24 protein-coding genes are annotated in these 23,653 nt (G+C 69.8%); 14 read left to right on the top strand and 10 right to left on the bottom strand.

All coding sequences use genetic code 11. The features are described 5' to 3' along the window. Positions 1 to 11: 11 nt before the first annotated feature. The 4 genes from WME95_RS44060 to WME95_RS44045 form a co-directional block, all read right to left on the bottom strand. Positions 12 to 440, bottom strand: a complete 429-nt coding sequence (locus WME95_RS44060) for a hypothetical protein (protein WP_437905184.1) — start codon at positions 438 to 440, stop codon at positions 12 to 14. A gap of 10 nt (positions 441 to 450) precedes the next feature. Next, on the bottom strand, positions 451 to 993 hold the full coding sequence (locus tag WME95_RS44055; RefSeq protein ID WP_437546716.1) for an AgmX/PglI C-terminal domain-containing protein: 543 nt from the start codon (positions 991 to 993) through the stop codon (positions 451 to 453). Positions 994 to 1,246: 253 nt separating this feature from the next. Next, on the bottom strand, positions 1,247 to 1,792 hold the full coding sequence (rsmD, locus tag WME95_RS44050; RefSeq protein ID WP_437546715.1) for a 16S rRNA (guanine(966)-N(2))-methyltransferase RsmD: 546 nt from the start codon (positions 1,790 to 1,792) through the stop codon (positions 1,247 to 1,249). Between the two features lie 37 nt (positions 1,793 to 1,829). After that, positions 1,830 to 2,975 carry a hypothetical protein gene (locus WME95_RS44045; RefSeq protein ID WP_437905183.1) on the bottom strand — a complete coding sequence of 382 codons (1,146 nt, stop codon included), beginning with the start codon at positions 2,973 to 2,975 and terminating at the stop codon, positions 1,830 to 1,832. Positions 2,976 to 3,256: 281 nt separating this feature from the next. On the opposite strand from WME95_RS44045, the gene WME95_RS44040 reads away from it, so the two are divergent. The 4 genes from WME95_RS44040 (at position 3,257) to WME95_RS44025 (ending at position 6,690) form a co-directional block, all read left to right on the top strand. Then, entirely contained in the window at positions 3,257 to 4,684 is a 1,428-nt protein-coding gene (locus WME95_RS44040) for a phosphomannomutase/phosphoglucomutase (RefSeq protein ID WP_437905182.1), read from the top strand. 2 nt (positions 4,685 to 4,686) lie between these two features. Continuing rightward, the gene (gene prmC, locus WME95_RS44035; protein ID WP_437905181.1) at positions 4,687 to 5,565 is read left to right on the top strand and encodes a peptide chain release factor N(5)-glutamine methyltransferase; all 879 of its coding nucleotides are present in this window, start codon (positions 4,687 to 4,689) and stop codon (positions 5,563 to 5,565) included. Between the two features lie 247 nt (positions 5,566 to 5,812). Then, positions 5,813 to 6,193, top strand: a complete 381-nt coding sequence (locus tag WME95_RS44030) for a phage holin family protein (protein WP_437546708.1) — start codon at positions 5,813 to 5,815, stop codon at positions 6,191 to 6,193. After that, positions 6,190 to 6,690 (top strand): hypothetical protein, encoded by a 501-nt coding sequence (locus WME95_RS44025; protein WP_437905180.1) that lies wholly within the window; start codon positions 6,190 to 6,192, stop codon positions 6,688 to 6,690. Before WME95_RS44030 ends, WME95_RS44025 begins: the two co-directional genes overlap by 4 nt. Here WME95_RS44025 and WME95_RS44020 read toward each other — a convergent pair. Next, a complete protein-coding gene (locus tag WME95_RS44020; RefSeq protein ID WP_437905179.1) occupies positions 6,675 to 7,379 on the bottom strand; it encodes a hypothetical protein in 705 nt (234 codons plus the stop codon). The genes WME95_RS44025 and WME95_RS44020 overlap by 16 nt on opposite strands. A gap of 638 nt (positions 7,380 to 8,017) precedes the next feature. Here WME95_RS44020 and WME95_RS44015 point away from each other — a divergent pair. The 3 genes from WME95_RS44015 to WME95_RS44005 are packed head-to-tail and all read left to right on the top strand — an operon-like array spanning position 8,018 to position 9,041. Continuing rightward, the gene (locus WME95_RS44015) at positions 8,018 to 8,251 is read left to right on the top strand and encodes a transcriptional regulator (RefSeq protein WP_437905178.1); all 234 of its coding nucleotides are present in this window, start codon (positions 8,018 to 8,020) and stop codon (positions 8,249 to 8,251) included. Further along, positions 8,248 to 8,796: an RNA polymerase sigma factor gene (locus WME95_RS44010; protein ID WP_437905177.1), complete on the top strand. Its 549-nt coding sequence runs from the start codon at positions 8,248 to 8,250 to the stop codon at positions 8,794 to 8,796. Before WME95_RS44015 ends, WME95_RS44010 begins: the two co-directional genes overlap by 4 nt. Continuing rightward, positions 8,793 to 9,041, top strand: a complete 249-nt coding sequence (locus WME95_RS44005) for a hypothetical protein (protein ID WP_437905176.1) — start codon at positions 8,793 to 8,795, stop codon at positions 9,039 to 9,041. Before WME95_RS44010 ends, WME95_RS44005 begins: the two co-directional genes overlap by 4 nt. Positions 9,042 to 9,171: 130 nt before the next feature. Here the strand turns inward: WME95_RS44005 and WME95_RS44000 are convergent, their stop codons facing one another. Further along, complete coding sequence (locus WME95_RS44000) at positions 9,172 to 10,272, bottom strand: hypothetical protein (RefSeq protein WP_437905175.1); 1,101 nt, start codon at positions 10,270 to 10,272, stop codon at positions 9,172 to 9,174. Between the two features lie 1,030 nt (positions 10,273 to 11,302). Between WME95_RS44000 and WME95_RS43995 the strand changes: the two genes are divergently transcribed. From WME95_RS43995 to WME95_RS43985, 3 genes are all read left to right on the top strand, one after another. Further along, on the top strand, positions 11,303 to 11,605 hold the full coding sequence (locus tag WME95_RS43995; RefSeq protein WP_437905174.1) for a hypothetical protein: 303 nt from the start codon (positions 11,303 to 11,305) through the stop codon (positions 11,603 to 11,605). Positions 11,606 to 11,895: 290 nt separating this feature from the next. Continuing rightward, on the top strand, positions 11,896 to 12,552 hold the full coding sequence (locus WME95_RS43990; protein WP_437905173.1) for a DUF4145 domain-containing protein: 657 nt from the start codon (positions 11,896 to 11,898) through the stop codon (positions 12,550 to 12,552). Positions 12,553 to 12,759: 207 nt separating this feature from the next. Beyond that, entirely contained in the window at positions 12,760 to 13,890 is a 1,131-nt protein-coding gene (locus WME95_RS43985) for an IS1 family transposase (RefSeq protein WP_437905172.1), read from the top strand. Positions 13,891 to 14,120: 230 nt separating this feature from the next. Here the strand turns inward: WME95_RS43985 and WME95_RS43980 are convergent, their stop codons facing one another. The 4 genes from WME95_RS43980 to WME95_RS43965 form a co-directional block, all read right to left on the bottom strand. Further along, positions 14,121 to 14,699, bottom strand: a complete 579-nt coding sequence (locus WME95_RS43980) for a hypothetical protein (protein WP_437905171.1) — start codon at positions 14,697 to 14,699, stop codon at positions 14,121 to 14,123. Positions 14,700 to 15,607: 908 nt separating this feature from the next. Next, complete coding sequence (locus WME95_RS43975; RefSeq protein WP_437905170.1) at positions 15,608 to 16,090, bottom strand: hypothetical protein; 483 nt, start codon at positions 16,088 to 16,090, stop codon at positions 15,608 to 15,610. 28 nt (positions 16,091 to 16,118) lie between these two features. Next, the gene (locus tag WME95_RS43970; RefSeq protein WP_437905169.1) at positions 16,119 to 16,805 is read right to left on the bottom strand and encodes a hypothetical protein; all 687 of its coding nucleotides are present in this window, start codon (positions 16,803 to 16,805) and stop codon (positions 16,119 to 16,121) included. 247 nt (positions 16,806 to 17,052) lie between these two features. Further along, complete coding sequence (locus tag WME95_RS43965; RefSeq protein ID WP_437905168.1) at positions 17,053 to 18,021, bottom strand: tetratricopeptide repeat protein; 969 nt, start codon at positions 18,019 to 18,021, stop codon at positions 17,053 to 17,055. Between the two features lie 848 nt (positions 18,022 to 18,869). Between WME95_RS43965 and WME95_RS43960 the strand changes: the two genes are divergently transcribed. The 4 genes from WME95_RS43960 to WME95_RS43945 all read left to right on the top strand — a co-directional run bounded on the left by WME95_RS43960 (position 18,870) and on the right by WME95_RS43945 (position 23,511). Then, a complete protein-coding gene (locus WME95_RS43960) occupies positions 18,870 to 19,463 on the top strand; it encodes a hypothetical protein (RefSeq protein WP_437905167.1) in 594 nt (197 codons plus the stop codon). 296 nt (positions 19,464 to 19,759) lie between these two features. Continuing rightward, a complete protein-coding gene (locus tag WME95_RS43955; protein ID WP_437905166.1) occupies positions 19,760 to 21,061 on the top strand; it encodes a sensor histidine kinase in 1,302 nt (433 codons plus the stop codon). Further along, on the top strand, positions 21,058 to 21,606 hold the full coding sequence (locus tag WME95_RS43950) for a response regulator transcription factor (protein ID WP_437905165.1): 549 nt from the start codon (positions 21,058 to 21,060) through the stop codon (positions 21,604 to 21,606). The genes WME95_RS43955 and WME95_RS43950 overlap by 4 nt, the downstream gene beginning before the upstream one ends. 75 nt (positions 21,607 to 21,681) lie before the next feature. Beyond that, positions 21,682 to 23,511, top strand: a complete 1,830-nt coding sequence (locus tag WME95_RS43945) for a glycoside hydrolase family 15 protein (protein ID WP_437905164.1) — start codon at positions 21,682 to 21,684, stop codon at positions 23,509 to 23,511. The last annotated feature ends 142 nt before the right edge of the window (positions 23,512 to 23,653 follow it).

Below are 23,653 nucleotides of genomic sequence, written 5' to 3'. Positions count from 1 at the left end.
ACGCGCGCGGCCTAGCCGCCGCTCCCCCCGGCGCCGCCCGCGCCACCCGAGCCGCCGGCACCACCCGCGCCGCCGCTTCCCCCGTCGCCGTCCGAGCCGCCGTCGCCGTCCGAGCCGCCGTCGCCGTCCGAGCCGCCGTCGCCGCCCGTGCTGGCCGAGGAGGTCCGCGACGCATACCCCTTGACGCACTCCAGGTTGACGAGGCCCTCCGCGTTCTTGCAGCACTCCTCAGGGGCCGCCAGCTGGCCGTTCACCACGCAGGACGGGAGCTGATAACAACCGGCCGGATCGTTCTCGATTCCCTGGTCGGCGTCGAGGTTGTTGTCGCAGAGCGCCGTGGTCCCTTCATCGACGTGGCACGCGGCGCTCTGCAGGACGAGCGGCGCGAGCGCGAGCGCGAGGAGGAGCAAGCTGGCCATCCGGGGGGGGAGCGTTCGCATCGGCTGCTTCCTATTGCTTGATGGTGAAGTTGATCGGAACGTTCACCACGACGCATCCGCTCTGCGGCGGAGGCAGTGATTTGCCGCGGAAACGTCCCAGGACGCAAGACGCAATCTCGCCCGAGCCCACCGTGTCGTTGAGGATCGAGGCGCTGCACACCGCGCCGGTGGAGGCCACCTGCACGCTCACCGTCAGCTTGCCGGAGACCTCCGAGGTGCGCAGCGCGCGGTTATAACAACCCTGCGCCGAGCGAGCGAGCCCCAGGACGGCGGAGTCGAGCGCGGGCGAGGTCGCGCCGTCGCCGCACTTGCCGGAGCAAGGCGACTTGCCTGTGGTGGCCGGGCCCTGCCCCGACGCGACCTTGCCGGCGTCCACGCCGGCGTCCTCGACCTCCTCGACGGGCGGCGGCGGCGGGGGCGCGAACAGCGGCGGAGGCTCCGCGGGCTTCGTCTCGGCGGGGACAGCGGCGGTCGGCGCGGCAGGCGGCGCGGCCGGCTCCGGGCGAAGCTTCCAGTAGAGCAGGCCCGCCATGAGCGCAGCAAGGACGACCATTCCTGCGATGTAAGGCCCAGGGCCGCCGGATTTTCCCGGGATCTGCTGGGACGACGGAGGCATCGATGCGGACACGTTGAGAAGTCCTCCCGGAGAGACGCGCGAGGTCCGGCCGCTTCGGCGGGACCGTCGTGCGCCGGAGCCGAGACGCGGGCGCGTCCGGCGGGGGCGAGTCTACAAGGGCGGGCAGGGAAGCGCGCCAGGAAACTGGATGCGCCCCGGATGAACGCGACAGCGCCGCGCGCAGGCGGCTTCAGCGCGTGTAGAACGACACCGCGGTGTCACCGTAGGCGCGGCTCGCGGCGCAGGTGAGCCCGGCGATCTCCGGGGAGGGATCGCGGCGCGCGTGCTCGAGGACGAGGCGCCCTTCCGGGGCGAGCAAGCCGAGCGGGCCGGCGAGGCGCGCGGCCGCGGCGGCGGCCTTGGCCAGGACGGCGTAGGGCGGATCGAGCAGGGCGAGGTCGAAGGGGCCCTCGTCGCGGAGCAGATCGAGCGCGCGCTCGACGGGGAGCGGGACGACCCGCGCCGCCTCGTCGAGGCCGAGCGCGGCGAGGTTCTCGCGGAGCACGGCGAGCGCGGGGCGGCCGCTCTCGACGAAGACCGCGCGCCGCGCGCCGCGCGAGAGCGCCTCGATGCCGAGCGCGCCGGTGCCGGCGTACAGGTCGCAGACGAGCGCGCCGGTGACGTCGCCGAGCGAGGAGAAGAGCGCCTCGCGCACGCGGTCCGCCGTCGGCCGCGTGCCCTCGCCGCGCGGCGCGGCGAGCCTCCGCCCGCCGAGCCGGCCGGCGATCACCCGCACGGTCGTCCCCCCGTCACCGCGGGCAGCGAGGCAGAGCTCACCAGCGGTACGTCACGTCGACGCCGCCGCCGCCGAGGCCGACGCTGGGCTGCACGCTCCAGCCGGCGCGCTCCGCGCGCTGGCCGTCGCTCGTCACGAGCAGGTACGCGCCGACGCCCGCGGACGCCACCGCCAGCGGGTAGAAGACGTACTGGAGCGCCATGAACGTGTCGGCCTTCTCGCAGAGCTCGATGCCCTTGCGGGCGGTCTTCGCGTCGGCGGTGAAGTCGTCCTGGATGGCCCTGCGGTTCTCGAGCGCGCAGACGTCCTCCACGTTCTCCGTGAACAGCCCTCGGTAGGCCACGTACCGCGCGTCGCTCTGGATGCTCGCGACCTGGACGGAGCTGATGACGGCGACGGAGCCGAACACCGCGCCCGCGCCGAGGCCGATGAACCCGCCCATGCGCTTCCAGTTGGTCTGCGTCGATTCGGCTGGCATCTGGCTGAGCGCGACGTCCGTCGTGGCGACGGGCAGGACCACGACCGACGCCTGGGAGTCGAGGAAGCCGGCCGACTTCACGCGCACGTCGTGCGGCCCGGCCGTGACCGTGAAGGTCGCCTCGCCGTTGTGCACGTTGCCGGCCGGCTTTCCGTCGATGAAGACGCTCGCCTGCGCGGCGCCCGTCCTCACGCGGAGAGCCCCGCTCGGCGGCCCGCCGGTCAGCTTCGCGATCGCTTCCGCGGCGATCTTGCGGAGCGGCTCGTCGTTGGCCTCGGTGAGGTTCGCGCTGTACTTCACCGGCACGCTCGATTCGGGCTTGCCGCGGGTCCAGAGGTGCAGCTCGCCCTCGACCTCGGTGTCGCTGCTCTTGCGGAGCATGCCCCAGATGTAGCGGTCGCTCTTGATCTGGTCGGCGATGCGGGCCTGGCAGCCCGCGTCGGGCCGATCGTCGCACTGGAGGGAGAGCGTCAGGACCTCGAGCGAGAAATCCTCCTCGCGGACCGACCACCCCGGGGCGTCCTTGATGGCGGAGCGGAGCGCCTGGGTCAGCGCGCCGGCCTGGTCGTAGGCGTCGTCTGTCCGGAGGACGACGACGGTGATCGGCAGGGCGGTGGGCGACGGCTCCGCCGCATGGGCGGCGTTGCTGCAAGCGAGGAGGGCCACCACGGCAGCGAGACCGGTCCTCTGTGCGCGCGTCATCATGTGGTCCTGGGCTCCACGCGCCCAAGTTACCCGCCCGGCGGCCAGGAACGCAATCCGTGAGCCAGCGAGGCGGCGCGGCGGCGCGATCGCGATGTCGGCGAGGCGAGGCGGCGCGATCGCGATGACGGCGCGGCGAGGCGGCGGCGAGCGCGACGACGAGCCGGCGAGCCCACGCTGCGCGGGCGGCGTTTTTCGTTTCGCCCACGATTGCGCCGTGTCAGAGCGTCCTGGGCGCCGGCCCGCCGTGCAGCGCGGGCGCCGCGCGCTCCTCTGCCTGGTCCATGAAGGTCCCCCGACACATCTTCCGCGAGTACGACATCCGCGGCGCCGCCGAGCGCGACCTCACGAGCGAGCTTGCGCGCGAGCTCGGCGCCGCGTTCGCCAGGCTCCTCGGCCGCGAGCTCGCCGCGGGGGCGCCTCCTCGCCGGGCTCGGCCGGAGGTGGCGGTCTGCCGGGACGGCCGCCTCTCGAGCGACCGGCTGTTCTCCGCCCTCACGGACGGCCTGCTCGCTGGCGGCGCCGACGTGATCTCGGCGGGGATCGGGCCGACGCCGCTGCTCTACTTCGCGGCGCACCACCTCCACGCCGACGGCGCGATCATGATCACGGCGAGCCACAACCCGGCGCCGGACAACGGGTTCAAGCTCATGCGCGGCAAGGCCTCGTTCTTCGGCGAGGACATCCAGGCGCTCGCCGGCCTCATCGAGCAGGGCGGCGCCGATGGCCGCGGCGGCGCGGCGGCGCGGGGCGCGCTCACCGAGGTCGATCTCGCGGAGGACTACATCGCGGCGGTGCGCGCCGCGGCCCGCCTGCCCGGCACCGACGTCCGCTTCGTGATCGACGCCGGCAACGGCGCGGCCGGCCCGCTCGGCGTCCGGACGCTCGAGGCGCTCGGCTTCGCGCCGGACGCGCTCTTCTGCGACATCGACGGCCTCTTCCCGAACCACCACCCGGACCCGACCGTGCCCGAGAACCTCGAGGCGCTCCGCGCCCGCGTGCTCGCGACCGGCGCCGCGCTCGGCGTCGCGTGGGACGGCGACGGCGATCGGATCGGCGTCGTCGACGAGCGCGGCGAGGTGCTCTGGGGGGACAAGCTGCTGCTCCTGTTCGCGCGCTCGCTCCTCGCGGAGCGCCCCGGCTCGGCCGTGCTCGGGGAGGTGAAGTGCTCCGAGACGCTCTACGCCGACATCGCCGCGCGCGGCGGGCGCCCCATCCTCTGGAAGACGGGCCACTCGCTGATCAAGACCAAGATGAAAGAGGAGGGCGCCCTGCTCGCCGGCGAGATGAGCGGGCACATGTTCTTCGCCGATCGGTGGTTCGGGTTCGACGACGCGATCTACGCGACGGTCCGCCTGCTCGAGATCGTCGCCCGGGCGCGGCGGCCCCTCGGCGAGCTGCTCGCCGACGTGCCGGAGACGTTCGCCACCCCCGAGATCCGCGTCGACTGCCCCGACGCGGTGAAGTTCGAGGTCGTCCGCCGCGTGACCGAGCACTTCCGCCGCGCCCGTCCGGTCGTGGACATCGACGGCGCGCGCATCGACTTCGGCGGCGGGGCCTGGGGCCTCTGCCGCGCCTCCAACACCGGCCCGATCCTGGTGCTGCGGTTCGAGGGGCGGTCCGCCGCGGACCGCGACGCGGCCCGCGCCGAGGTCGAGGCCGTCGTCACCGCCGCCGTCCGCGACGCCGTCGCCGCCGCCCCGCTCCCGTGACCATGTCCGAAGGCGAGCAGCAGAGCGAGGCCTGGACGATCCGGCGCGTGATCACCTGGGCCACGGGCGACCTGAAGAAGCGCGGCGCGTCCTCGGCGCGCCTCGACGCCGAGCTCCTGCTCGGCAAGGTGCTGGGCATCGATCGCGTCGGGCTGCTCATCGACGCCGAGCGGCCGCTCGACCGGGCCGAGCTCGCCGCCTACCGCGAGCTGCACCAGCGCCGCCGCGCCGGCGAGCCGGTCGCCTATCTCCTCGGTGTGCGGGAGTTCTACGGCCGCCCGTTCCGCGTCGATCCGCGCGTGCTCATCCCCCGCCCCGACACCGAGATCCTCGTCGAGGTCGGCCTCGCCCGGACGAGGCACCTGGCCCTCTCCGCGCGCGTGCTCGACCTGTGCACCGGGTCGGGCTGCGTCGCCATCAGCCTCGCGTGCGAGCGGCCGACCAGCCGCGTCCTCGGCGTCGACATCTCGGACGGCGCGCTCGCCGTCGCCCGCGAGAACGCGCTCCGCCTCGGCGCGGTCAACGCGGGGTTCCTGCGCTCGGATCTCTTCGCCGGCGTGCCGTCCGGCCTTCGCTTCGACCTGATCACCGCGAACCCACCGTACATTCCGGACGAGGACGTCGCCGCGCTGCAGATCGACATCCGCGGCTACGAGCCCCACCTCGCGCTCGCGGGGGGCCCGGACGGCCTCGTCTTCACGCGCCGGATCGTCGCGGCCGCGCCGGCCTTGCTCGCCGCCGGCGGGGTGCTGGCCATGGAGGTCGAGGCCGGCAAGGCGGGCGCGGTGGCAGAGCTCTTCGCCGCGGCGGGGTTCGGCGGCGTCTCGAGGCACCTCGACTACGGCGGGCACGAGCGCGTGGTCTCCGGCGTCCTGCCCTGATCGCCCGCCGCGCGGAGAGTGGACAGAGGGCGAGAGCGGGCGCGGCGGCCGCATGGCGCGGCCTCCGCGAGGGCCGCGCAGCGCGCACGCCTCCGCGAGGATGGGGCTGGCGCGCTGTATGCACAGCGACGCACGGCGAGGGTGGCGTGGCGCAGTCGGTGGCGGGGGGCTCGGCGGTGGCCCGCGCGCCGCCGGCTGCCTGCGCCGCCCCCGAGCGCGTTCACGCCGCGAGGCGAAGAGGTGTCCCATGAGGCAGGTGGATCCCAGGCCGGAGAGCTCGACGGCAGATCTCGTGAAGGAGGCGATCGCCGAGGCCAGGGAGCTGATGCAGGTGGAGGTCGCGCTGGCGCGCGACGAGATGAACGAGGAGATCTCGCGGGCGAAGGCGTCGTGCGTCGCTCTCGGCGCCGCGGCGGCCGCGGCGCTCCTCGGGGTCGCGCTGGTGCTCGTCGCGATCGCGCTGGCGATCGCGCCGGCGCCGCTGCCGGCGCTGCTGATCGGGCTCGCGTTCATCGCGCTGGCGATCGTGGTGGGCGCGGTCGGCTACAAGCGCGCGCCGAGGAGGCCGCTCGAGAGGACCCGGGGCCGCCTCGGTGCGGACGTCCGGCTGGTCCGGGAGCTCGTATGAAGGGGCTGAACGGTCAACGCGCGGACTTCGAGCGCAGGGCGGACGAGCTGCGCGACCGGCTGATGCACACGATCGAGGCGCTCGATCGGCGGCGCCACGCGCTCGTCGACGTGCGGTCGCGGGTGCGCCGGCACGGCCCCGAGGTGCTGGCCGGCGGGCTCCTGCTCGCGATCGCGGGCGGCGCGGCGGCGATCGCGCTGATCAAGGGGGCGCGCGCGCGCAGCGAGCGGCTGGGCGGCGAGCGCCTCCGCGCGCTCGTGCGCTTCTGGCGGCACCCGGAGCGGGTGGCGCCGCGCGGCAAGCCGAGCGTGTCCCGCGAGATCGGCCGGAGGATCCTGGTGGGCATGGCGTCGTACGTGGCGATGCAGCTCATCCGGCGCGGCGTCCGGCTCACGCTGGCGCTCCCGGAGGGGGACGCGCAGGCGCGGCGGAGCCCGCTCGAGCTCAGCGCCGCGACGTCGAGGACCAGGCCGCCGTCCGGTCAGGGCCCGGTGTAGAGGGCGGTGCGCCACCCCAGGTAGAACCCTGGCTGGCGGACGGACGTGCTCCATGTGTAGTCGGCGTAGAGCCACGGGCCCATCGCCACCTTCCAGAGCCGGATCCCCTCGTAGAACACGCCGCCTCCGATGCGGGCCGGCAGGGCGCCGTCGATGACCTCGGCGCCGCCTGTGTCGGCGGTCGTGTACGCGACGCCCGTGCCGGCGTCGAAGGTGACGCCGACGTCCCTCCACCGATCCGCGAGCGAGAAGAGCGGGAAGACCTCGGTGTGGAGCATGAACCCGCCGGCGAGGGAGGCGTGGTCGGCTGCGCTCAGGCCGTGTCCGCCGAAGGCCGCGCCGAACGTGAGCCAGTCCGCGAGCGCGCCGCCGATCCAGACGTAGCCTCCCCCGCCGATCCCGACGCCGGTCTCGGTGTAATGGCGCTGGAACCCGATCTTCTGGACGTCGTTCTGGAAGCCGGCGGCGCTCCCGAGCGCCAGGCCTCCGGCGATGCCCGCCGCGAGCCCGCTGCGCCGCACGGCTGGTCTCGGCGCGAACAGCGGGTCGGCGGCGGGCGTCTCTCCGGACGCCGCCGGCTGCGCCGCGGCGGCCGCGGGGAGCAGGCTGAGGCCAAGGAGCGCCGGCAGCGCGAACGTGCGCGCGCGTCGGACGTGGCGGAGGTGGCGGAGGTGGGGACACGTCGCCATGGGCTCCCTTTCCTATACGATGACGCGGGGCTCGGCATCGCAATCCGGCGGCGCGCTTCGCTGGTGTGCCCCGTTTCATCCAGCGGTCGCGAGCTCCCGTGAAGCCCGGCGGTTGCCCCCAAGGGGCACCGCCGGCCTGCGCCCCTCTCCCGAACGATCGCCGCTCGGCCGCCTTCTCGCGTCGAGTGTCAGCTACGCGCTGATCCAGGTGGCCTCGTAAGGAGGAGGCGATCGCGGGGGCGAAGTGCTTCCGTCAGGTCGCGGGGGATGGACGCTGCGATGTGCTGCCGCTGATGGATGGGCCGCCACCCTCCTGAGCGCGCCAGCTGCGAGCGCTACACTGATACAAGAATTGTTCAATGTGGCGGCTGTCTGAAGGTAGTGGCCAAGGTTGAGTGATTCTGGCCAAGTTTGGCCAGATGCACGGACGTCGTCGCTAAGCTTCGGCCCCGAAGTAGGTGCGGCCCGCGGGTGTTCCAGCACCCCGGGCCGCGTGGCCGACACCTCACACGTAGCGCGAGGTCCCGACGATGTTGACCGTAGTCCGTTCGCCTTCGGGCGAGCAAGAAGGCGGAGGTGCGCCCGCGCGCCAACGCCGTCCCCGTTCCCCTTCGCTCAAGCTGACCGACGTGGAGCGCATGCGGCTCCGCGCTGCCGTCCGCAACCTGCGCGCGCTGTACGGCACCTGGGCCTGCTTGGCCGAGGTGATGGGCGTCAGCGCCGGATCGCTCCAGCAGCTCGCCAGCGGCAACGGAGGGTCGCACGCGATGGCCCTGCGCGCCGCGAAGGCGGCAGGGACGACGCTGGATCGCATCCTTGGGCGCCCTGCGGCAGCTGACCGCTGCCCGCACTGCGGCCGGGGTGCCCCATGAGCCCGTGGGGCCCGCACGCTGGCCCCGCTCGCGTCCTGACCATCGCCGAGATCGCCACGCAGGAGCCGCACATCCGCAGCGCCCTGCGCGGTCTCGGTGTGCGCGCCGTCGATCTCGACGACGTGGTTCAGGACGTGGTGCTCGGGGCCTGGATGAGCTCGCAAGCGGGTCGCTACAGGCCCGACCGCACACGCGAGCCGCTGGACGCGCTGAAGCGCTGGCTCTTCGGAGTGTGCAGGTTCCACTGCACGCACTACCACGAGCGCGCCTTCCGACGCCGGGAGGTGCCCGTCTTCGACCCATGGGCCGCCACGGGCGAGGACCGCGTGGACCCCGGACACGTCGGCGAGCGCATCGACGCCGGCACGGCGCTCATGGTGATCGCCGGGATGCCGCTCTGGGCTCGCGAGGTGCTGGTGCTCGCCGCGCTCGGCCACGGCGGCACCGAGATCGCCAGCATCCTCCGCATCCCGCTCGGCACGGCGGGCAGCCGCCTCCGGCTCGCTCGGGCCAGGCTCGCTCGGAAGCTGCGGAGGCGCCGATGAGCGGCCCCGACTTCAGGAAGCGCGTACTGACCGCCGACGACCTCTCCCTCATCGCCAGCGAGGTCCCCGCGTTGGCCGACTTCCCCGGCGTGCGCCCGTGGAACCGCGACAAGCTCTGGGCCGCCGCGCTCGACGCCTTCATCGAGGCCAGAACCAAGGACCAGCGCGCGGCTGCTCAGCAAGCGCTCGGCGCCATCCAGGCGCTCGACGCCATCGACCGACTCTTCGTCCGGCACGACAGGTAGGTCGTACCCCCCCGGGCGAGGCGCTGCGCGAGAGCGCCGTCATAGCGAGATGGCCGAGGACGGCGAGCGGGCCGTCGCTCGTCCCCTGATGCGACTGGGACACCAGGCAACTCCCACCACTCCGCGCGATCTAAGCGGCCTGCAGATCCATCGTTTCCACAAACGGACGACGAGATGGCGCCCTGAACTCGTCGCCTACAACGCGCACCATTTGCTTACTTGCCATCGCATCTGCGGCCTTCTGTAACCACTCAGGATGCTCGGGAGCCCAGCATTTGATAGTAGTTGATCCGTATCGAATGCGAAACCATTTCTGATCCAGATCCACAGCCCGAACGGTTCCGGTGCGATCGAACCGCTTGGGCTTTTCGCCTTCCTTTAGCACTGGTATCAACCTAGGCGCCTGATGTGGCTTTAGTGATATCGGCTCCGACCCACCGAGCAGTCGCCCGCCAACTCTGATTTCTTGGATCCCCTGCTCTGGGAGCATGCGCATCGTTTGCGCCGTGATGACCTTTCGTTGCGCTTCGTGCGGAAACAGAACATGCAACGTCTCAGGTGCCTGCTCCTCGTCTGCCCACGTCGCCACATGCATGGCGTGAGTCACCGCGTCGCGCACGGCGTTCTCGGCGAACGACGACCCATCTAGCATTAGTTGTTGACCGGTCGGCTGCACAAGCGAGACCTGCATGCGTGCGCCAGCCTTGTCGTGTATGACGCGCATCTCTGGAATCGCGTATTCTGTTGCTTGCGTTACCAGCGCCCGCTCCTTTTTTTTGACAGAGTGACGGGCGATGCCGCGGAGCGCTTTCTGAAAGTGTTCGTAGTAAGAACACACCGACGAAAATGACGGCTCCTTGCCAGATTCGAGCGCCATCTCGAGCACCAAGTCAGCAGACTCGAACGGATCCTCCTCTGGTAGTCGCGCCTGCAACTCGGCATAAAGCTGCGCAATCATTGTTGGCAGTTCTTCGACAATGCCCCGCTCTTCAAGCAGAGAGGCGAGCAGGCGCGACGGCTCAACCTTCATCGCTTGCGCGACAAAATCTCTGTACACCCGCATCGTTTCGCGATGATTGCGCTGGAAGGTCTGCGGGCGCAGCACCAACGTTCGCAATTCCAGAAGTTGCAACGCTTGCAGTTCAAGGCTTTCTGGTGAGCCCCACATTGCTGGCGCTCGCCGCATCGCCCTGATGCCCTCGTCGACATACTTCAACAGCAGATCGCGCATCGTTAGCATGGCGGTTTCACTTGGTGATTATAGGCTCGCCGTTCCAAGGTACAAGCTCATATTCTTCATGGTGCGTAAAGTGCTGTTCCAGATATGTGGCTCTGGGTTCTCCGTCGGCCTTGGTTACAGAGTCAACGCAATGCGACTCTGCTTCTACGCAGACGTGCCACGTCCAGCGTGCGCCACCTAGCGATATCTTTGGCGCGATGAGAAAGCGCCCTCGTCCCATCTTCGGAGCAACTTCCCACCGCGCTGCCCCAGCATCTTGCTTCTGAGCGTGCGGCCATATCTCATTGGCAGCACGGGCACATCGCCCACTATCTGGAGGATGCTTCTCAAGTATCTTCTCCACCGTGCTGCGACGCTGCTTGGGCCAGTTGATCGCCATGGGACGCTCGCCTTTTGCTGGACGAGCATCGAGGGTACGCCTTGGCGCATCGTGAGTGAAATTTGGAGAGGCGAACGCATGAAGGAAGTGGAGCTGAACGCGCGATTAGTGCAAGCGCTCGGCGCATGTGGGGTGACGATATATGTCCGTCCTCGGCTTCTCCTAGTCGACCGGACGGTCCAGATCAGTCTTCCTCCGCTGCGGACGGTGGATCGCCGAACAAGTTCAGCTGCACCATCCGACGGGGCTGAGGCGCGGGCGGCGGCTCTGACGGCGGCGTGGGCTCGGGCTCCGGCGTGCTCGCGGCCGTGGCCACGGGCGGCGGCTGCGGCGCAGATGGCGCCGACGGAGCGGAGCCGCCCCCGCCCCCTCCGGGTCTGCGCACAGTGTCGCACCGCGGTCGCGTGTCCACTTCGAGCTTGACTGGGCAGACAGCTCGGCGTAAAATAGTTCCGGGACGGCTGCGTGCGCCTATTGACAGAGGCGCAGCTTTCGGCCATCCTCTGGCCACGGAAGCAGCGCGCCCCGGAGGATCCGGCCCCTCAGTCAGCGGTCGCCTCCGCGCGCCATCATGGCGCCGCCTGCGCTCTCGGCGTCAAGGGAAGGCTTCCGCACGGCCCCTCACGGGCGGGAGATCAAGCGATGGTCACTCCTGATGAAATTGAACGTCTGAACGCAGACGACAACGACATACTCACCAAGATCGAGTCCAGTATAGACGCAGAGCTCAAGTCAAATCGCGGGGAATACGATCAGCGGATGTGGACCGGCTGGAAGGAGCTTCTAGGCGACAAGAAGATCGATAAGCGCATCTGGTCGGAACTGGCCAGGCGCTACGCGAAAGCTGGCTGGGTGGTCTCTATTCGGCATCATGGCGGGAACGCGCTGGGATCCTTGATCATTCAGCACCCGTTGATCGCGTTTCCGAACGAATCCTACCGGTAGAATCTAGGCTCAGGCGTGTTTCACGCGGCGCGTGAGCCCGCGCCGGTTGCTCGTTGTCCACCATGCGGCGCGCTCCCCCTCTGCGTGTCTTCGTTGTTGTTCGCGCGCACATCGGCGCGTGAGCTAACGTAAAGCCCGCACGAGGTCAATACCGCAAGTAGACCAGCTACGACAGGCTTTCTGTGGCGAATCTCTCTGGCGCGCGAAGCGCACTCGTCAATGCACTGAAGCACAGCGTTGCGCGCTCGCCCAAACTCAATATCCATACGGCACCTCCAACAGTATTGGCCATGAAACCAGAGAAAATCAAAGATAATTTTGACTCGCTCATTCGAGAAGGCAAGGCTGTTCTTGGAACCAAGCGCGGTGAATCCGCGTATCCAGAAGTTGACGCGCGAGCCAGTCGAAAATGGATAACTAGCGTGCTCGCTCTAACACGTTCTGTGTTTGGAGAATCGAGTGCGCATTACGTCATGGCGACAGAGCTTGAACGCAAGCAGCCGGCGTTCAAGTATAGTCTGGTAGACGAAATGTTCGGGGTACTCGGCTCCGCTGCCGACGCATGGGAGCGAGGATACGTTTTCGAGATGAAGCATCTCGTAGAGGCGGAGGTGGAGGCCAGCCTCATGGACCAAGCGGAGGAGCTCTTGGACAAGAGATACTACCAGCCAGCGGCAGTCCTCGCGGGCTCTGTCCTTGAGCAGCATCTCCGGTCGATGTGCTCCAGCCATGGTGTTGATACACACGGTCCAAATGGGAAGCCGTTGACGCTTGAGCCGCTCAACCTCGCGCTTTGCAAGGCCGGTGCGTACGACACCAACACGCAAAAGCACATAACGTCGCTTGGTGGAATCAGAAACAGCGCCGCCCACGACGCAAAGGCGACGGCGGAGGAAGCCCGCCGGATTGTGCAAGAGGTCCCAGGACTCTGTGGCCGGCTGCGCTAGGACATACCCCGTCCTGTCGGCATCTACTGCACCCTGATCCGAGCGGTTTTCCTCGGCAAAATCGCTATAATCAGAGGACCTTAGACGAAAACGCCCCGCCTCCGGCTGGTATCCGAAGGCAGGGCGGCAGAAGCCGAGCGGTGTGACCCGTCCGACGTCCTAGCAGACCGGATCGTGGGCCCTCCGCCGGGGGAAGGCAAGGGTCCCGTGGCGAACGTGCTCCCGGCGGAGAAGCGCCTGCGTGTGCTCGCGGCGCTTGTAGACGGCAACAGCGAGCGCGCGACCGAGCGCATGACCGGCGTCAGCCGGCCGACGATCAACCGCTTCGCGCTCCGCGTCGGCGTCGCCGCGCAGAGCCTCCACAACACCATGGCGCGCGATTTGACCTGCTCGCTCATCGAGAGCGATGAGGTCTGGTCCTTCGTGCAGAAGAAGCAGTCGCGGGTGACGCCAGCGGAGCACGCGGCCGGCCTCGGTGAGGCGTACGCCTTCACGGCGCTCGCGATGCCGAGCCGCTACGTGGTGACGTGGCACGTCGGGAAGCGCGACGAGACGAGCGCCGACGCGTTCATCAAGGACCTGCGCGCGCGGCTCGTCGTCATGCCGTCGATCACCTCCGACGGCTTCGCCGCCTACCCGGGCGCGATCGGGGCCAGCTTCGGTCCTGGCGTCGACTTCGGCCAGGTCATCAAGAACTTCTCGCGGGGTGGCCAGCGCGACGACGATCACCGCTACGAACCGCCCCGCAACCCGTGGCTGACCCGGCGCGTGGTGTTCGGCGCTCCGAACATCAAAGCGGCGACGACCGCGCACGTCGAGAGGAACAACGCCACCCTGCGGCACCACATCGGGCGGATGAGGCGCTTGGTCTTGGCCTTCAGCAAAGACCCGGAGCACCACCGGGCGGCCGTCTCGCTCGGCCTGACGCACTACAACCTGTGCCTCATCGTGAAGACGACGCGCGTCACGCCCGCGATGGCGGCCGGCGTGACGAGCCACATCTGGGAGCTTCCGGAGCTGCTCGACGCGCTGCTCTCCGTGCCCGAGACGCCAGCGCCGAGCGCGAAGCCGCTCGCTCCCCGCACGCCAGAGGGGACCTCGCGCGCGCTGCCCGGCGGCCGTGGCTTCCTGCGCGTGGTGCCGGGCGGCGCCGCGCCGACCCCGCCCGTCGCCCCTGCGCCACCTCCACCCGCCCCGGTACCCGTCGCCGCGACCCCGAGCGCGCCCGCCCCCGTCGAGTCGACCGGCCAGCTCGACCTGCTCTCCTGGCGCCCGAAGCCACGGAAGCCGGTGCAGATGTCGCTCTTCTGGGATCCGCCGGAGGAGGAGCAAACTTAGCCAGATCAAGGGCCTGGCCAAACTTGGCCACTACCTGTCTGAAGCCTCCGGTTTGAGTTTCAACTCTCCGGGGAGGCTCTCGACAGGTGATGTCCGGAACCACATCGGCGACATCCGCATTCCAGACACTCGCCCGGCGCATCCCGGACACCCGCATCTACTGAAGCGAATCTGAGTCGACGTGGGCGCGATCTCCATGGCGGGAGTGCCACGTCGCTCGCCCCGGCGCTTCAGGGGGCCTGACAGAACCTGTTGAGGCTGTCGACGAGGGGGTCTTCCTGCCTGATCGCTTTCTCGATCGCGGCCTGGGCGCGGTTGCTCTTCTCCGCATCGTTCGCGTCGGCCGCCGAGGCGAGGTCGCGCGCCGCCTTGGCGAGGTCCTTGGCCATGGCCTGATACTCGCCCGAGAACTTTTGTAGTTCGGCGGTGGTCAGCTTCACCTGCGCCGCGTCGGCCGCCACCTTGTCCATCGCATCGGCCATCACCTTCAGTTCGCTCGACCCGCCCTGGTCGGTGCCGGCCTTGGTACCTCTCTCGATGCTCTGAACGCCCTTGTTGGCAACCGCGATGAGCGCATTGCACTCCGATACTTTGGCACGGCGGAGAGCGGCGGGGTCGGGCGCCACGCACACGCACGGCTCCCAGCGGGCGCCATCGGCGGCGCACGCCTGCGCGCCCTGTTGAACGCCAGGGCAGACGCACGTCTGCGTGGACCCCGGAACGCATGCCTTCTCCTCGCCCTTGCAGGCGGTCAGCGTGAGGAGAATGGCGGCGGTTGCGAAAGCGGCGAGCGGGCTGGGGCGCGTCATCGCCGCATGATGCCGCGCGCAAGCGCTCGGCGGCAAGGTCCGTCCACGACCTCGATCCTTTCCCGGGGTCGCCGTCCTCGCGCAGGTAGACGTCCACCTCGCCGCGCTCGGCGACGGGCTCCACGCTCACCACGTCGCCGTAAGGGCGTTTGCCCAAGAGACCAATCGTCAGCGAATGTCCACTCTGGAATACTGCGCTCGGTGACCGATCAGCTGCTGCCGAAACAAAATGGTTCGTCAGATATAGTATCGCTGGAGATTTCCGGCGATTACACCTCCGATAGAAAGGAGGAAGCCAGATGGAAGCACTAGCAGCAGCGTTCTTGCTGGGCATCGTCACCGCGTTGGCGTACCTGCGGCACGTCCCACCCGCCCCCCGCTCGTAGCATCGATAGAACCCAGGCATCGTTCGATGCGGCATACCCTGAAGCTGCACGTCGAGCATGGGGATAATACCATGCCAGTCCCACCCAACGCGCCCGGAGACAGCAGCAGTACGGCCGCTGTCTCCGGGCGCCAATCCTAGTGACAGCCGTCAAACAGGCTGTAATCACGCATGCTGGCTATGACAGCGGCTGTCCTAGCCGACTCACTGAGACCGAGCGGACGATCTCTCAAGTGGTACACTAAGGGCCTTAACGAAAGAGCCCGTCTGTAGCTGGCCACTACGGACGGGCTGCAACACACCCTGTGGAGGCCCACAGAGCGCGCGTCGCAGCCGCATCATGGGCCGACCCGGTGTTGACGCTCAGGCTGTCCGATGGTCCGCCGAGCAGGCTGCTTGATGGCCATCGGACAGCCTGAGCGTCAACAGCCGGGCGCGTCGCGGCGCCCCTGCCTCCGGCTCAGGAGAGGGCGCGCGTGCCCCGCCGCCGGCGCGCGTCGAACCCGGCCGCGCCCGCCGTGCGCTACTCGTTCTCGCACTCCTTGACATGAAACGATGCGGAGACGAGCAACGCCGGATGGCCGTCGAGGACCCGCTGGAGCTCGCAGTCGGCCGCAGAGAACTCCACTTCGTGCGGATCGCCGCCGACCGTCGCCACGACGTCGCAAAACCCGGCATAGCGCTGATATTTCAGCTCTGCGATGACGTTCGGAGATGGCTCCCCATTGTCCCTCACCTTGCTGACGAGCAACGCGATCGTCTTGAGAGGCGGATCGCCGTCGCGGGCGCGGTCCAGAGTCATCGACAACCCGCCATCTTTGGTATTACACGCGGTTGACCACCGCTCTCCCATCTTCACGAACCGTTGGCCATCGTCGCCGGTGTCCAGGACCAGGGTTTCGTCGTCGAGGAGGACGGACGCTTTCCCTGCGATGTCCGGGTAGTTCTCGCATGCCATCGCAGGCAGCGATAGCATGACCAGGAGCGTGCGCCGCATGCTCGACATGCATGGCCTCATAGTCCGCATGGCTGCCCTAGGTCTCGGGAAAGGAGCACACGACGTGAGGCTCACGTCGCTCCAGGGTGCCGATGACGGCCGGAACGTTGGGGGAGCAGGCGCCCGGCGCCGCCTCCACGAGCGAGGCCCGCACGGCGCTGAGCGGGAGGGACGAGCGGATGCCCGCACAGGGAGTCTCCCCGAGCCCGGCGGAGAGCGCCGCACCCACGCGGTCTTTGCACGCGCCGTCCCCATACAAGAGGAGCTCGGCGATGCACGTGCCTCCCGCCGGCGGACCACATTCACACGGAGCGCAGGCGCGGTGGTCGATCAGCTCCTCGAAGAACTCGTGGCGGGTATGTCCATCCCAGCACGTGCCGTCGCTGCTGGCCTGCATGCAGGCGGTGAACCCCGGCGGCTCGTGGGCGGTGTCGCCGGCGCACACCCGCACGAACCTCGCAGCGACCAGCGGCGGCTCGGGTGTCTCCGACGGCGCGCACGGCGAGAGCGCCGGCGGATCGTAGACGATCGACGCGAGCTCCTCGGGCGCGACGGGCGATGGCAGTGCGGCGCACGTCCCATCCCATCCGTCGCCGGCATCGACGCTCACCGAGCTTCCGCCGCCGGGGCAGTCCAGCGAGTCCACGGTCAGCCTGGAGGGCAGCTCGCACGCGGCCGGGCCGCACGCGCATCCGTCGCACCTATCCAGTGGTTCTTCGGGCATCCAGCCCTCCCATCGGGGCGGTTGTTCGTCGGCGCAAGGCGGTGCCTCGTCCTTCGGCCCCACCCACATCCACAGCACGGGGTACGAGTCGGGCGGCGGGGTCATCAACGGCACAAACGATTCGTCCTCACACGCAAGCAGCGGTATCGCGGAGAGAGCCAGCCACATCAGCCGTCGCATCGGTCGATCCTCCGTGCGAGCTTCACGAGACGCACCGATGATGACCTGCAGGGGGCGTGGCTGGCGCTCACCATCGAAACCGTATCTCCGCGCCATGGGTTGCCACCCGGATCTGCGTGTCGTTCGGCAGCCACACGTACACGAGGGTGCCCACGCCGGCCGTCGCCCCGACGACCAGCGCGCTGGTCCCGAGAACGCGCATCAGCTTCGCGCTGGCGGCAGCATCAACGAACTCCTTGTAGTCAGGCTGAGATGCCGTGCCATCTGTCGGCCCTCTGTAAGCCCGATCCCAGGCAGCCGTCGCCTCCTGCTTATACCCCTGCGCGCTCTGCAGACACACGGCGCCCGTGACCAGCAACCCGACGGAGGCCATCGTGCCTGTGACGACCACTCGGAGATCCGGCCCGGGCCGGGCTGCCGCCCGCGGCGGCTCCTTCGTCGCCGTAGGCGCAGGAGCCTCAGGCGCAGGCGCCCCCTTCGGCGCCTGCGCGCGATCCACCGGCGCCGGCTTGTCGAGCGTGAGCGGCACCGGCTTCGACTCGCCTGCCTCCACCTTCACGCTCGTGCGCGCGACCTGACCATCCTCGCCGACGGCCGTCACCTCGTGCTGGCCGGGCGGCACGTAGACGCGGCTGCTGCCATGCTTCACCCCGCGGCCGTTCACGAGCATGCCCACGACGCCGGGCGCCGGCACGAGGACCATCTCGCCCACGCGCAATCGGGCACGGGCGAGGTCGGCGTGACGCCGCTCGTACAGGCTGCGCTCCTGCTTGGTGCGGGGGGCCGGCATCTGGTCGACGCACTGCGATAGGTCCACCATGGCCTCGGCCCAGCGGCCCATCCGCGCGTCGAGCTGCCCCATGGTGCACATCGCGACGTTCGACCGCTCGATCTCGTAGACCTCGACCCACAGCTCCCGGGCCCGCGCGATATCGAGGCGAGCCACCGCCGCCTCGGCCTCGCGGATGAGCTCCTTGACAGGCCGGGAGCGCTCGGGAGGCCCCGCCGCGTGCGCGGTGGCGGCCGCGAACAGCACAAGGAACAGCGCTGTTCCCGACGTAAAACCGGTTGCTGGTCGAGGACTGCGCATGCATCACCCTGGTCGGCGGAACGCGCCCGGCGTGCGCGGCAGCGTACAATGGCGCGGCGTTCCTCTTAACATCGTTCGTGCGTGCGTGGCTACACGTTTCCGGGTCGCCGGAGGCCCCGAGGGACACGGGTGTTGCATTGCGTCTTGGGGACGAACATTCTCATCGGACGCGCATCGATGGCGGTCCCATGGTGGCATCACCGCCAGCGCGGTGCCCTGTCATACCGGAGCCGGACTGCGACAGGAGGGATCCAAACCACCATTGCCGCGATGTCTTCGCGGACGAGGTGCAGAGGGTGGAAGGTGAGGAAGGCGAAGACGCGCGGGAGACGGATGCTCCATCAGAGGACGATCACGCGGGAGGTCAACCGCCCGACGAGGCCGCAGACGCAAACAAGGAATGAACAGCAGACGAGCCCGGCTCAGCGGACTTCACCGGTCGACGTCTGGCCGAATCTCCGCGCTCGAGGATGAGCTTTGCCCTGACATCGCTCTCCGAACCCATGCCAAGAGATCTGGGTACTTAGAGCACCTAACATTACCCCGCTGACACCGCTCGTTTGCCCGCTCGTTTGAGCGATGCCGCATGACCTGCGACGTAGCGTGAGGCGACATCCGATATCGCTGGCGGTCGGACCAGGCGGCGGAGGCCCGATGCACGCGCCCCGGAAGGCGAACGCGGTGAGCCACGGCTCCGGCACAATGCGGCACGGTCCGTCGCGCAGCGGCTCCCTGGACCGCCGGAGAATTCGCGTCAGTCAACCCTGGTGCGCTGCTTGCAATGGCACAGCTGCATGAACAACTCTGTCCGATACCTGTCCACTAGGTCCCTCTTCACGTTGGTCCTTGGCCTCGCGACCCTCCCAGCCTGCCAGGGCGGCGATGACAGCGGCGGAGGCGGCGCCGGCGGCGGAGGCGGAGGCGGCGGAGCCGCGTGCACACGGAGCGCGGACTGCGCCGCGGGCGAGTACTGTCACTTCGGCGACTACCAGTGTGGCCAGGGCCAGGCCGAGGGCGCATGCTCCCCGGTCCCGATCGAGTGCGGACACGTGATGGAGCTGGTCTGCTCGTGCGACGGCACCGTCCAGCGCCAGGACTGCCCGGAGCTGGGGCGCGTCGACATCGCAGCGAACGGCGCGTGCACGCCGCCGGAGGGCACGTTCGCGTGCGGGTTCAGTTTCTGCGAGACGGGCACCTCCTACTGCATGAAGATCGACTATGCGTCGACGCATCCGGGCGTGGTGACGTTCGTGTGCAAGCAGCTCCCCGTGTCCTGCGGCGGCACCGACGACTGCTCGTGCGTCGTGGATGATCCGGACGGGTGCGGGGAACCCGCCACCTGCGAACCGGATGCGGACGGCCACGCCGTCGTGCAGTGTACGGGCTGATAGGCATGCGGTCGCCGTCGGGCCTCCCGGCGGCGGCTTGGCAAGCTGTTGGTCCGAGATGGCTCAAGATGGGTGGCACCGATCTCCGCGCTGGAGATGCCTGCCTCCACCGAAGCGCAGACCGTCGCGAGAGGACTGCTCGAGCCGCAACGATACCACGGGAGGTGGCGATCGACGCTACGCACGTCGCGAATCGCAGCGGTTCATGGCGTCGACGTTCTCCTGACAGGGAACGGCGCTCCGACGCGGCGTGGGCCGACGACGGCCCTCCCGGGTTTCCGCGCTATGCTCCCGCCGTGACGCACGAAGCTTCCCTGGAGCGGGCGCCGGCGGGCGGGATCGTCCTCCGGTGGCTCGTCGGGCTGCGCTGGGCGGTGTTCGCGCTGCTCGCGGCGACCCTGGCCGTCGACGAGGCGCTGTTCGGCTATCACGTCCGGTACGCCATCGCCGTGCCCATCCTGGCGCTGGCCGCCGGGCTCAACCTCGCCCTCGACCGGCGGGTGCGGTCGGAGCGGGGCGCGCAGACGGCGCTCGTCGCCGGCGTCGTGGCGCTCGATCTCGTCGCGATCGCCGGGGTCCTCGCCGCGTCGGGCGGCGCGGGCAACCCGTTCAGCGCCCTCTTCTTCGTGCACGTCGCCCTCGCCGCGGCGCTCCTGCCGCCGCGGACGACCTTCGCGCTCGCGGCGCTCGCGGCCTGCCTCTTCGCCGCGCTCTTCGCGCTCCCCGCCGGCGCGTGTTGCCCGAGCCACCCGGAGCACGGCGCGTTCTCCACCCACCTCTACGGGATGCTCCTCGCCTTCGTGCTGAGCGCGGCGCTCGTCGCCCACGTCCTCCTGAAGGTCCGCCGCGCGCTCGACGAGAGCGCGGCCGAGAACGCGGCGCTGCGCCGGCGTGCGGAGGAGGCGTCCCGCTTCCAGGCGCTCGGCGCGCTCGCGGCCGGCACCGCCCACGAGCTCGGCACCCCGCTCGGCACGATCGCGGTGCTCGCCGGGGAGAGCCTCGGCGACCCCGGATCGAGCGACGCCGCCCGGCGCCGCGCCCGGACGATCGCGGAGCAGGTCGAGCGCTGCCGCGTGGTGATCGCGCGCATGCGGGCGGACGTCCGGGCGAACGATCTGCGCGCCGGGGTCGAGGTCGGCGAGGCGGCCCGGCGCGGCGTGCAGGCCTGGCAGGCGGCGCACCCCGGCGTCGCGGTCGAGGTGCGCGGCGATCTCGCGCCGCGCCGCACGGTGCCGCTCGACGCGGCCGACGTCGAGGCGGCCCTGTTCGCGCTGCTCGACAACGCGCTCGAGGCGCTCGGGCCGAGCCCCGCGGCCGCGGAGCCGATCGTGGTTACCATCGGGGACGAGGGCGGCGCGCCGGTGATCAGCGTCGAGGACAGCGGCGCGGGCGTCCCGCCCGGCCTGGAAGGGCGGCTCGGCGAGCCGTTCGTGACCACCAAGGCGCCCGGCGAGGGCATGGGCCTCGGGCTCTACCTTGTGCGGACGCTCATCGAGCAGGTCGGCGGCTGCCTCACCGTGTCGCCGAGGCAGGGGCCTGACGAGCGCGGCGCGCGCGGCACGCGCGTCGCCCTGCGCCTCGCGCCGGTGGACTCATGAGCTCCGAGGCCGCCGGCGAGCCGACGCTGCTCATCGTCGACGACGACGCGACCTTCCGGACCGCGCTCGGGCAGGCGCTCGGCAAGAGCGGGTTCGCTGTGTCCCTCGCCGCCAGCGCCGAGGAGGCCGCGGCGATGGCGCGAGGGCACGTGTTCGAGTACGCGCTCGTGGACGTCCGGATGCCAGGGCAGAGCGGGATCGACCTCGTGGGGACGCTGCGGAGCATGGATGACGGCATCCGTATCGTGGTGTTCACCGGATATGGCACCATCGCGAACGCGGTGGCGGCGATCCGGGCCGGGGCGGTCGATTACCTGACCAAGCCGGTGGACGCCGCCCAGTGCGCGCGGTCGCTGCTCGGCGTCGCCCCGGCCGCGCGCGGCGAGAAAGAGGAGGACCTGCCGTCGCTCGACCGGGTGGAGTGGGAGTACCTCCAGCGCGTGCTCGCGGACTGCGAGGGGAACATCTCGGAGGCGGCGCGCAAGCTCAGGATGCACCGCCGCTCGCTCCAGCGGAAGCTCTCGCGCTTGCCGCCGAGATCGTGAGGGGCGTGAGGGGGTAGCGGGGGAGGATCCACGAGAGGCGGTTCCGCTCGGTCGAGCGGGCCCTATGGAGAGGCCATGCCCTACAAACCGATCGAGTCCTACGGCGTCATCGGCGACATGCACTCCGTCGCGCTGGTCGGGATCGATGGATCCATCGACTGGTGCTGCCTCCCCCATTTCGACTCGCCGAGCGTGTTCGCGGCCATCCTGGACGACGAGCGCGGCGGCCGCTTCGCGCTCTCGGCGGTGAACGGCACGTCGCGCAACAAGCAGATGTACATGCCCGACACCAACGTCCTGCTCACGCGGTTCCTCGACGTGGAAGGGGTCGGCGAGGTCTGCGATTTCATGCCGATCCACCGGGACACGTACGGCGCCTACCGCCGCGGGATGCACCAGATCGTCCGCGTCGCGCGGGCCGTCCGCGGCGCGGTGCGCTTCCGGCTCGCCTGCCGCCCCGCGATCGACTTCGCCCGCCGCCCCCACCGCCTGATCCTCGACGACCCGCGCGGCGCCGTCTTCGACTCCGATGGCCTCGACCTGGCGCTCATCAGCCCGGTCCCCCTGTCGAGCGACGGCGCCGGCGGCGTCACCGCGGACTTCGTGCTCCAGCCCGGCGAGTCGGCCACGTTCTCGCTGCGCCAGGTCGAGGACTGGACGGAGAGCGCCGATCTGCTCGCCAGGCCGATCGACGGCGAGGACGCGCTCCGGCGCACGGTCGCCTTCTGGCGGTCGTGGCTCGCCCGCTCGCGCTACAAGGGGCGCTGGCGCGAGATGGTCGACCGCTCGGCGCTCGTCCTCAAGCTGCTCACGTTCGAGCCGACCGGCGCGATCGTCGCCGCGGCGACGACCAGCCTGCCCGAGGAGATCGGCGGGGTCCGCAACTGGGATTATCGCTACGTCTGGGTGCGCGACGCCGCGTTCACGCTCTACGGCTTCCTCCGGCTCGGTTACACCGAAGAGGCCGCGCGCTTCATGGAATGGCTGAGCGCCCGCGTCTCCGAGGAGGACGGCCCCACCGGGCCGCTGCAGCTCATGTACGGCATCGACGGACGCCACGAGCTGCCCGAGGTCGCGCTCACCCACCTCGACGGCTACCGCGGGTCGCGGCCGGTCCGCGTCGGCAACGGGGCGACGACGCAGCTCCAGCTCGACATCTACGGCGAGCTCATCGACTCGGTGTACCTCTTCGACAAATACGGATCTCCCATCTCTTATGATTTCTGGCGCGAGCTCCGGCGCATGGCTTACTGGGTATGTCAGAGCTGGGAGCAGGCGGACGAGAGCATCTGGGAGGTGCGCGGCGGCAAGCAGCAGTTCGTCTACTCGAAGCTCCAGTGCTGGGTCGCGCTCGACCGGACGCTGCGGCTCGGCGACAAGCGCTCTCTGCCGCTCGACTGGCAGCGCGTCGCGCGCGCGCGCGACGACATCTACGAGGCGATCATGGCGCGCGGCTGGGACGCGCAGCGGAGGACGTTCGTGCAGGCCTTCGGCTCGAGCGCGCTCGACGCGAGCAACCTGCTCATGCCGCTCATGCGCTTCATCTCCCCCACCGATCCGCGCATGCTCGGCACGCTCGATCGCACGCTCGAGGAGCTCGCGAGCGACACGCTCGTCCACCGCTACGAGCTCGGCAAGGGCGCGGGCGACGGCCTGACCGGCAAGGAGGGCACGTTCAGCATCTGCACCTTCTGGCTCGTCGAGGCCCTCGCGCGCGCTGGCCGCCTCGACGACGCGCGCTTCATCTTCGAGAAGATGCTGACGTACGCCAACCACCTCGGGCTCTACTCCGAGCAGATCGGGCCGAGCGGAGAGCTGCTCGGCAACTTCCCCCAGGCGTTCACCCACCTCGGCCTGGTCAGCGCGGCGTTCTACCTGGATCGCGCGCTCGGTCAGGGCGGCTGAAGGTCGGATCTGGGTCCTCGCGCGTTTCCCGCCGGCGAGCGGCGGGGCGTGGCTCCTGCGCGAGCGGTGGGAGGGAGAGAGCGGCTACCGGCAGCCCGGGATATCCAACCCCGGGCGGCCGGCGCCCGCGAGCCTCGTCAAA

Source organism: Sorangium sp. So ce327 (genome assembly GCF_051530205.1).
Taxonomy (GTDB): Bacteria; Myxococcota_A; Polyangia; order Polyangiales; family Polyangiaceae; genus Sorangium; species Sorangium cellulosum_B.
This window is presented reverse-complemented; position numbering and strand designations above follow the sequence as displayed.

Coding starts and splice junctions, on each gene's coding strand:
- WME95_RS44060 (WP_437905184.1), bottom strand. CDS start 440: ATGCGAACGCTCCCCCCCCGGATGGCCAGCTTGCTCCTCCTCGCGCTC.
- WME95_RS44055 (WP_437546716.1), bottom strand. CDS start 993: ATGGTCGTCCTTGCTGCGCTCATGGCGGGCCTGCTCTACTGGAAGCTT.
- WME95_RS44045 (WP_437905183.1), bottom strand. CDS start 2,975: ATGATGACGCGCGCACAGAGGACCGGTCTCGCTGCCGTGGTGGCCCTC.
- WME95_RS44040 (WP_437905182.1), top strand. CDS start 3,257: ATGAAGGTCCCCCGACACATCTTCCGCGAGTACGACATCCGCGGCGCC.
- prmC (WP_437905181.1), top strand. CDS start 4,687: ATGTCCGAAGGCGAGCAGCAGAGCGAGGCCTGGACGATCCGGCGCGTG.
- WME95_RS44030 (WP_437546708.1), top strand. CDS start 5,813: ATGAGGCAGGTGGATCCCAGGCCGGAGAGCTCGACGGCAGATCTCGTG.
- WME95_RS44025 (WP_437905180.1), top strand. CDS start 6,190: ATGAAGGGGCTGAACGGTCAACGCGCGGACTTCGAGCGCAGGGCGGAC.
- WME95_RS44020 (WP_437905179.1), bottom strand. CDS start 7,379: ATGGCGACGTGTCCCCACCTCCGCCACCTCCGCCACGTCCGACGCGCG.
- WME95_RS44015 (WP_437905178.1), top strand. CDS start 8,018: ATGCGGCTCCGCGCTGCCGTCCGCAACCTGCGCGCGCTGTACGGCACC.
- WME95_RS44010 (WP_437905177.1), top strand. CDS start 8,248: ATGAGCCCGTGGGGCCCGCACGCTGGCCCCGCTCGCGTCCTGACCATC.
- WME95_RS44005 (WP_437905176.1), top strand. CDS start 8,793: ATGAGCGGCCCCGACTTCAGGAAGCGCGTACTGACCGCCGACGACCTC.
- WME95_RS44000 (WP_437905175.1), bottom strand. CDS start 10,272: ATGCGCGATCTGCTGTTGAAGTATGTCGACGAGGGCATCAGGGCGATG.
- WME95_RS43995 (WP_437905174.1), top strand. CDS start 11,303: ATGGTCACTCCTGATGAAATTGAACGTCTGAACGCAGACGACAACGAC.
- WME95_RS43990 (WP_437905173.1), top strand. CDS start 11,896: ATGAAACCAGAGAAAATCAAAGATAATTTTGACTCGCTCATTCGAGAA.
- WME95_RS43980 (WP_437905171.1), bottom strand. CDS start 14,699: ATGACGCGCCCCAGCCCGCTCGCCGCTTTCGCAACCGCCGCCATTCTC.
- WME95_RS43975 (WP_437905170.1), bottom strand. CDS start 16,090: ATGTCGAGCATGCGGCGCACGCTCCTGGTCATGCTATCGCTGCCTGCG.
- WME95_RS43970 (WP_437905169.1), bottom strand. CDS start 16,805: ATGCCCGAAGAACCACTGGATAGGTGCGACGGATGCGCGTGCGGCCCG.
- WME95_RS43960 (WP_437905167.1), top strand. CDS start 18,870: ATGAACAACTCTGTCCGATACCTGTCCACTAGGTCCCTCTTCACGTTG.
- WME95_RS43950 (WP_437905165.1), top strand. CDS start 21,058: ATGAGCTCCGAGGCCGCCGGCGAGCCGACGCTGCTCATCGTCGACGAC.
- WME95_RS43945 (WP_437905164.1), top strand. CDS start 21,682: ATGCCCTACAAACCGATCGAGTCCTACGGCGTCATCGGCGACATGCAC.